Below are 7,005 nucleotides of genomic sequence, written 5' to 3' on the forward strand. Positions count from 1 at the left end.
AAGCTGTCATCAATTCAAAATTCAAAGTTCAAAAGTCAGAAAAGCTGTCATCAATTCAAAATTCAAAATTCAAAATTCAAAAGTCAGAAAAGCTGTCATCAATTCAAAATTCAAAGTTCAAAAGTCAGAAAAGCTGTCATCAATTCAAAATTCAAAAGTCAAAAGTCAGAAAAGCTGTCATCAATTCAAAATTCAAAGTTCAAAAGTCAGAAAAGCTGTCATCAATTCAAAATTCAAAGTTCAAAATTCAAAAGTCAGAAAAGCTGTCATCAATTCAAAATTCAAAGTTCAAAATTCAAAAGTAAGAAAAGCTGTCATCAATTCAAAATTCAAAGTTCAAAAGTAAGAAAAGCTGTAAGTTTTTTCATGATTTTTAAACTTCGTTCCCTGTTCCCTGTTCCCTGTTCCCTGTTCCCTGGAGATTTATAATGATAAAAATTGAGCTTGTTGAACCCATTTTTGAACTAAATCTACCGTCGGACAAAGGTCCCGTCGTTGCATAGTTGATACCTGTAATTTCAGGATTTGTTGATGCAATCTATGAACAGGTATTTGAGATAGTTGAGAAACTGAAATAATGCCAGAATGAAGTAACAGTCCGCAGTAGCGATCGCCGATACTTGGAACTCTAGCTAAGTCTGCTAATGCCACCCATTTTTTGACATATTGAGGAGGGATTTTTAATTGACTTGCTAGGATTAATTTTTGCTCGGAAGTGTAGGTTATTTCTAATAGTTTTCTAGTCGTGGTAATCCCATATCCTGTTAGTAATTGTTGGTGTTCTTTGCTTAAACCAGGTAATTTTTCAATCGACCAGTTTTGAGATTTTATTGATGGATTTTTTAGTGACTTTTTCATGTTTATTTTTTGTACTTTTAGGTTTTTCAAGTTTGGAATTTCCTGTTTTGCTCCCCATTAGAGATATTCTTCAGGAGTCATTTTTTGATAATTTTGAGGTTCAGGAATCATAATTTTAGTAAGAAGTAAAAAGTATCTATTTTTTGCAAATTTTGAGTCATATTTTACCTCTTTAATGTATAGGAATTACGCATAAACGGGGTTGTTAGAATAAACTTTGTGAGCCAAAAATAATCCGGCAATAAACCCGGTTTATTGTTGGCTGATAGCTGATAGCTGACCGCTGAATTCTAAAAAAAAATCTAATTTTCTGACTCAATAAAACTTCTTAAAATCCCGATTAACTTACCAATATTATTCAAAAAATATTCATTAGGATCGACCTCTACTACCTGATCAAATAATTTCATAAATTTCCAGTTAGTGCCAGTAGTTACAGAGCCATAAATTGTTTGGTTATTGTTTTGTCGTTGATTAAGTATTTGTGCTGCTACCATCTCAGCAATACACTGACCTAAACCCGATTGAATATTATCATTTTTCGCTTCTATAATTACAGCAACCGGAGATTTAATAATTAATTGAGATGGAGATTTACTAATAATAAAATCACAATAACCAATCAATCCCAATTGGCTATCTACGTTAAATTCTCTACCTGAAAATAGACTAATATTTGATTCAAATTGTTGCTTTAGCTCAATCAAAATTGGTGTAATAATCATTTCCGATCTAGCTTTTTCTGTAGCAATTTCTAAGGCGAGAGGAGTATTGTATTCCAGACATTGTTTTAAGAAATCGCTAATTTTCACTTCTGGAATTGTGGCAAAAAGTTCTAGCTTTTCAATAATATTTATCCCAAAAGTTTGTTCTACTGTTTCTAGGGTAAATTGACTATAAGACATACGATACTAAATCAGGTTTACACGGGAAGCTCTATTAAAATTGCAAAGCAGAAGGCAAAAGGGTTAGAAAGATTTGGAAAAACTTGCTTTTCACGGATCGGATTTAGTATAATTTTAAATCACTCTAGGATTTAAGCAGAAACCGGATTTTTATTAAATTCCGCACTAACTAGCATCTACCTCCCAGAAACCTGGTTTCTAAGGTTGAATCTGGTTGAGATTCTTGTATTTCTGATTTTCTGAGACTGACATTCGTAAATTCTACAATAGGTAAATAATTCAAAAGTTATCTCTTGTAAAAATTTTAATTAAATAAATTCAAGATATAATACAATTTCTCAAAAAAAATTATACATTTTGTTGATCAGGAAAACAGGTACGAACGTTGCATGCAACGTCCGTACGGAGAAGTAAACATAATAATAATTAACATTAACTTAGGTAAAATTCAGTATGCAAAGTGATTCAGCTTGTGCTGATTAGTTAATAACTGAAGTATTGCCAAAGTGTAGCACTATTTTTGCGAATTGATATAAAATAAACAATTTCATCTCCCTATTGCCTATTCCCTGACTTCTGCAAAAAGTCTTATGTATTAAATCCGGAGGTGCTATTCTCTTTGTTGAGAGGAAGAATAACTAAATATTGACGAGGAGTGAAAATTATGGTAAAGACACCATCATTCAAACAAACTTACGAACAAAACACTTTTAATTTATCACCCACAGCAATAACAACAACATTGCCTGGGAACAATACCTCACTGCCCACAACTCCCTTATTCGGAACAGATGGCATCCGGGGCAAAGCAGGAGAACTACTAAATGCCCCCCTAACCCTACAAATAGGTTTTTGGGCTGGACAAGTATTGCGCCAATATTCTCAAAATTCCAGCCTTGTAATTATGGGTCAAGACAGCAGAAATTCAAGTAATATGTTAGCTATGGCTCTGTCAGCAGGTTTAACAGCAGCAGGGTTAGAAGTTTGGCATATAGGTTTATGCCCCACCCCTTGCGTTTCCTATCTTACCAGGGTTTCAGAAGCAATAGGTGGAATAATGATTTCTGCTAGTCATAACCCACCCGAAGATAATGGCATAAAATTTTTTGGTTCCGATGGTACAAAACTCCCTTCAGAATTACAAAAACAGATAGAATCTGGAATTAGAGGAACGGCGGGTTTTCCTTTCATCCACAGTAACTGGGGACAACATTACCATAGACCAGAATTAGTCAAGGAGTACCAAGCATCTCTGCATTCTCCTTTAACATCAGGACATTTTCAGGGAATGAAAATAGTTCTGGACTTAGCTTGGGGAGCAGCAGTTCATATCGCCCCAGAAGTTTTTCAGACAATGGGGGCAGAAATTATTTGTTTGCATGACCAACCAAACGGCGATCGCATAAATGTTAACTGTGGCTCTACCCATCTGGATCAGCTCCAGCAAGCAGTGGTAGAAAATAAAGCTGATATAGGATTTGCCTTTGATGGAGATGCTGACCGAGTATTAGCAGTAGATTCTCAAGGTCGTTCTATAGATGGAGATTATATACTCTATTTTTGGGGACAAAGCTTAAGTAAAGCAGGGTTACTACCAAACAATTTGATTGTTACTACAGTTATGGCCAACTTGGGTTTTGAACGTGCTTGGAACAAACAGGGTGGACAAATGTTAAGGACTAAAGTTGGAGACCAATATGTTCATGCAGAAATGCAGCGCACGGGGTCCATGTTAGGCGGAGAACAATCAGGGCATATTCTTTGTCCCCACTATGCTATTACAGGAGATGGTCTAATGACTGCTTTACATTTGACAACCCTAGTCAAAAATTCTGGAGTTTCTCTAGCAGAATTAGTAGACCAAAGCTTCCAGACTTATCCCCAATTGCTGAAAAATGTTCGGGTTGAAGACCGCGATCGCCGAGTGAATTGGCAAAAGTGTGAACCATTAGTCGGAGCTATTGAAGAAGCAGAAACAGCTCTAGCAGATTTGGGAAGGGTATTAGTCCGAGCCTCTGGCACAGAGCCAGTTATTCGAGTTATGGTAGAAGCAATTAATGCTGAACTAGCAGACTCTTGGACAAAGAACTTAGTTTTAGCAGTCCAGCAACATCTCAGGAATTGAAAATTTAGAATGCAGAATTAACCAGAATTTAGAATGCAGAATTAACCAGAATTTAGAATGCAGAATGCAGAATTATTAAATTAAGAAATTAACAAGTTAACCATTTTTGAATTCTCAATTCATACAGACAATTTTTGAATTCTCAATTCTCAATTCATATAGACCATTTTTGAATTCTCAATTCTCAATTCTCAATTCTAAATTTATAAGAATGCCAACAAAACAAAAATCTCAAAAAAAATTAAAAAGGAAATCAAAAAAGAAAGGCAAATCTGCTGCACCTCAGATTAGCAAAAAGGAGCTAGCTGCTCAAAAGCGGAAACGAGCCAAACAAATTCAGGAATTTATTAGCGCCTTGGCTACTTATGGTGGTCTTGGCGCTGTAATTGGTATTGTATTATTTTTTGTGGCAGAACCAAAAATAGCCCTTGCTGGTGGTGGTGGTGTGGCAGTTTTAGCTCTTTCCTTTAAGTATCCGATGTGGGGACTTTGGGGATTTATGATTTATATGCCTTTTGCTGGTACCGTCACTTACTGGGTAGGTGGAGGAAGTCCAATATTTCAGTTAGCTAAAGATGGCTTCTATATTCCTGCAATAATTGCCATTGGTCTGTGGTGCAAAAATACAGGAAAGCCATTCATTATTCCCAAGGAAATGAAAAATCCCCTGTACATTTTACTGGGGTTTTGTTTAATCACTCTACTATTAGTTAATGGTTACCAACAACTTAACGTTCCTAAACCAGGAGAACCACGAGTTCGTGGGCAAATAGCTAGACCAGGAGATAAACCAATTCCTATGGGAATATTGGGACTCAAAGTAATGCTTGGTTATGTACCCCTAATCACAGGAGCTTATTATAAACTCAAAACTAAAAAAGAGTTATTATTTGCTGCCCGTTTGACAGTAATTCTAGCTATTATCTGCTGTCTACTTGGTATGCTACAGTACCAATACCTTTCTTCTGGAAAATGTAACGGTACTAGGGGTGCAACTGGAGACGATCTATTTAAGGCAAGTTTAGAAGCTAGATGTTTGGTAGGAGGTTCTCTACTATTTAGTCCTAGTCAGGGTGTGATTCGTTTGCCTGGTACTTTTGTTGCACCTTGGCAATGGGGGTGGTTCTTGATTGCCAATGCTGCCTTTACTTTTGCAGTTGCTTTTTGCGATCCCTCTCCCCTCTGGCGAATAGCCGGTTTATTTGGAATGGCAGTAGTTTTTGTGAATGCAGCTATTAGCGGTCAAAGAATTGCTCTAGCTCTGGTTCCGACAGTGACAATAATACTCTTAGTTTTAACGGGTCAGGTGGCTAACCTCAAACGGTTTCTTCCCATTGGTATTGGATTAGGTGTTGTACTCGGAGGAGCAATAGTATCCAATCCGGAAGTTGTTCAAGAGCGGATAGATAGTTTTGTTGGTCGCTGGAATGCTTCACCACCCACTGCTTTTATTAGCCAACAATTTGAGGAATCCAGTCATGGACAAAAAGGAGTTTTTGGTAATGGAATAGGGCGAGCTACTAACTCAGTCCGGGTTTTTGGTAGAACTAGATTAGTTGAGACTTATTATCCTAAGTTAATCTATGAAATAGGACCTATAGGCACAATTGCAATGTTAGTCCTATTAACAAGTGTTACTGTTAGTGGTTTTAAAGCTTATCGCTCCGTTAAAGATAAAAATATACGCAGTTTGGGGGCAAGCTATTGGGTTTTTGTTCTAATTATTAGTTATAACACTTATTACTATCCTCTTGATGTAGATCCAGTTGCGGTTTATTATTGGTATTTTGCTGGAGTTGTTATGAGGTTGCCAGAAATTGATAAGCAGGAACAGAAAAAACTTAAAGAAGCTCTTGATAATGGATAATTGATAATGGATAATTGATAATGAAATAGTAATACAATTGCTTTTTCGTATAGACATAAACTTTGAATTTTTCATACCTAAACCTATAAAACTTTGTACCTCATCAACTCCCAAATTGCTGTAATCTTGTAAATTATTTAATATATAGCAGATTCCGTACTAATACTAATGAGGTACATCTTTAATTTATATCCCATTTCCTATTTCCTATTCCCTGTTCCCTGTTCCCTAAAAACATAAATATATGTACGTCATAATAATGGATAATTGATAATGGATAATTGATAATGAAAGAGTAATACAATTGCTTTTTTTGCATAGACATAAACTTTTAACTTCCCATACCTAAACCTATAAAACTTTGTACCTTATCAACTCCAAAAATCCTGCAATCTTGTAAATTATTTAATATATAGCGGAAATTGCTGTGAATATAAGTTCTATGTTAAAAAAAATTATTCGGATTGTATTTTTATTTTTAGTAGGTTTATGCACAACAATTTTAATGTTTTTTGATTTAGAAACATGGTTAATTGTTAACTTTGAAGCAGATAAAATTCCTATATTTGGTTTCCATAATATTATTAACACTCAAAATCAAAAAAGTAGCTATGGTCTTGATTATACAAAACAAGATTTAGAAAAATTTCTAGAATACTTGGTTCGTGAAAATTACTGGTTTTTAGATAGTAATGAACTTTATGATTATTTTTTGACTAACTCTCAGCCTATCCCAACTGAAAAGATGGGTCTAAAGGCGATTATGTTAACTTTTGATGATGGATATAAAAATATTAATACTAATGTACTGCCCATTTTAGAAAGTCTAGATAAAAAATTTAATCAAAAAGTCAAAGTGGTTTTGTTTATTAACCCTAAAAGGATAAAAAATCCTAAAAAAAATAATAAATATATAAGTTGCGAAGAATTAAAAGGAGGAATAAAGCAAGGATATTATGATGTTCAATCTCATGGTTTTAGTCACAAAAGACTCACAGAACTAAATTCTTCGGAGTTGAAAATAGAACTGGAAGCTGCTCAAAAAGCTTTAAGAGAATGCACAAAAGAACTCGATAATAATCAGAAAGTTGCTGCTCATCTAGCTTATGCTTATAATGATTCTAATTCCAAGGTGGAAAATTATACATCTAAATACTATCTTTCAGGCTATTTATACAATCATCAAATATTAAAATTAGGGTGGGGGAACAATAATTATCAATTACCTCGGATTAAAGTAGATAGAAATA

Annotated in this window: 5 protein-coding genes; 3 read left to right on the forward strand and 2 right to left on the reverse strand. The window is 34.8% G+C overall.

Annotated features, from left to right (window positions below):
- Positions 1 to 423: 423 nt before the first annotated feature.
- Both F6K40_RS37565 and F6K40_RS37570 read right to left on the reverse strand, forming a co-directional pair.
- Positions 424 to 858, reverse strand: a complete 435-nt coding sequence (locus F6K40_RS37565; RefSeq protein ID WP_293144523.1) for a DUF4332 domain-containing protein — start codon at positions 856 to 858, stop codon at positions 424 to 426.
- A 302-nt stretch (positions 859 to 1,160) separates the two neighbouring features.
- Positions 1,161 to 1,763 carry a hypothetical protein gene (locus F6K40_RS37570; protein WP_293144526.1) on the reverse strand — a complete coding sequence of 201 codons (603 nt, stop codon included), beginning with the start codon at positions 1,761 to 1,763 and terminating at the stop codon, positions 1,161 to 1,163.
- A 664-nt stretch (positions 1,764 to 2,427) separates the two neighbouring features.
- Between F6K40_RS37570 and glmM the strand changes: the two genes are divergently transcribed.
- The 3 genes from glmM to F6K40_RS37585 all read left to right on the forward strand — a co-directional run.
- Complete coding sequence (glmM, locus tag F6K40_RS37575) at positions 2,428 to 3,888, forward strand: phosphoglucosamine mutase (protein WP_293144529.1); 1,461 nt, start codon at positions 2,428 to 2,430, stop codon at positions 3,886 to 3,888.
- Between the two features lie 211 nt (positions 3,889 to 4,099).
- Entirely contained in the window at positions 4,100 to 5,755 is a 1,656-nt protein-coding gene (hpsL, locus tag F6K40_RS37580) for a hormogonium polysaccharide biosynthesis protein HpsL (protein WP_293144532.1), read from the forward strand.
- 442 nt (positions 5,756 to 6,197) lie between these two features.
- Positions 6,198 to 7,005: polysaccharide deacetylase family protein (locus tag F6K40_RS37585; protein ID WP_293144534.1), on the forward strand; the 808-nt coding region annotated here is incomplete at its 3' end.

The sequence above is a fragment of the Okeania sp. SIO3I5 genome (assembly GCF_010672085.1).
In the GTDB taxonomy this organism is placed as follows: domain Bacteria; phylum Cyanobacteriota; class Cyanobacteriia; order Cyanobacteriales; family Microcoleaceae; genus Trichodesmium.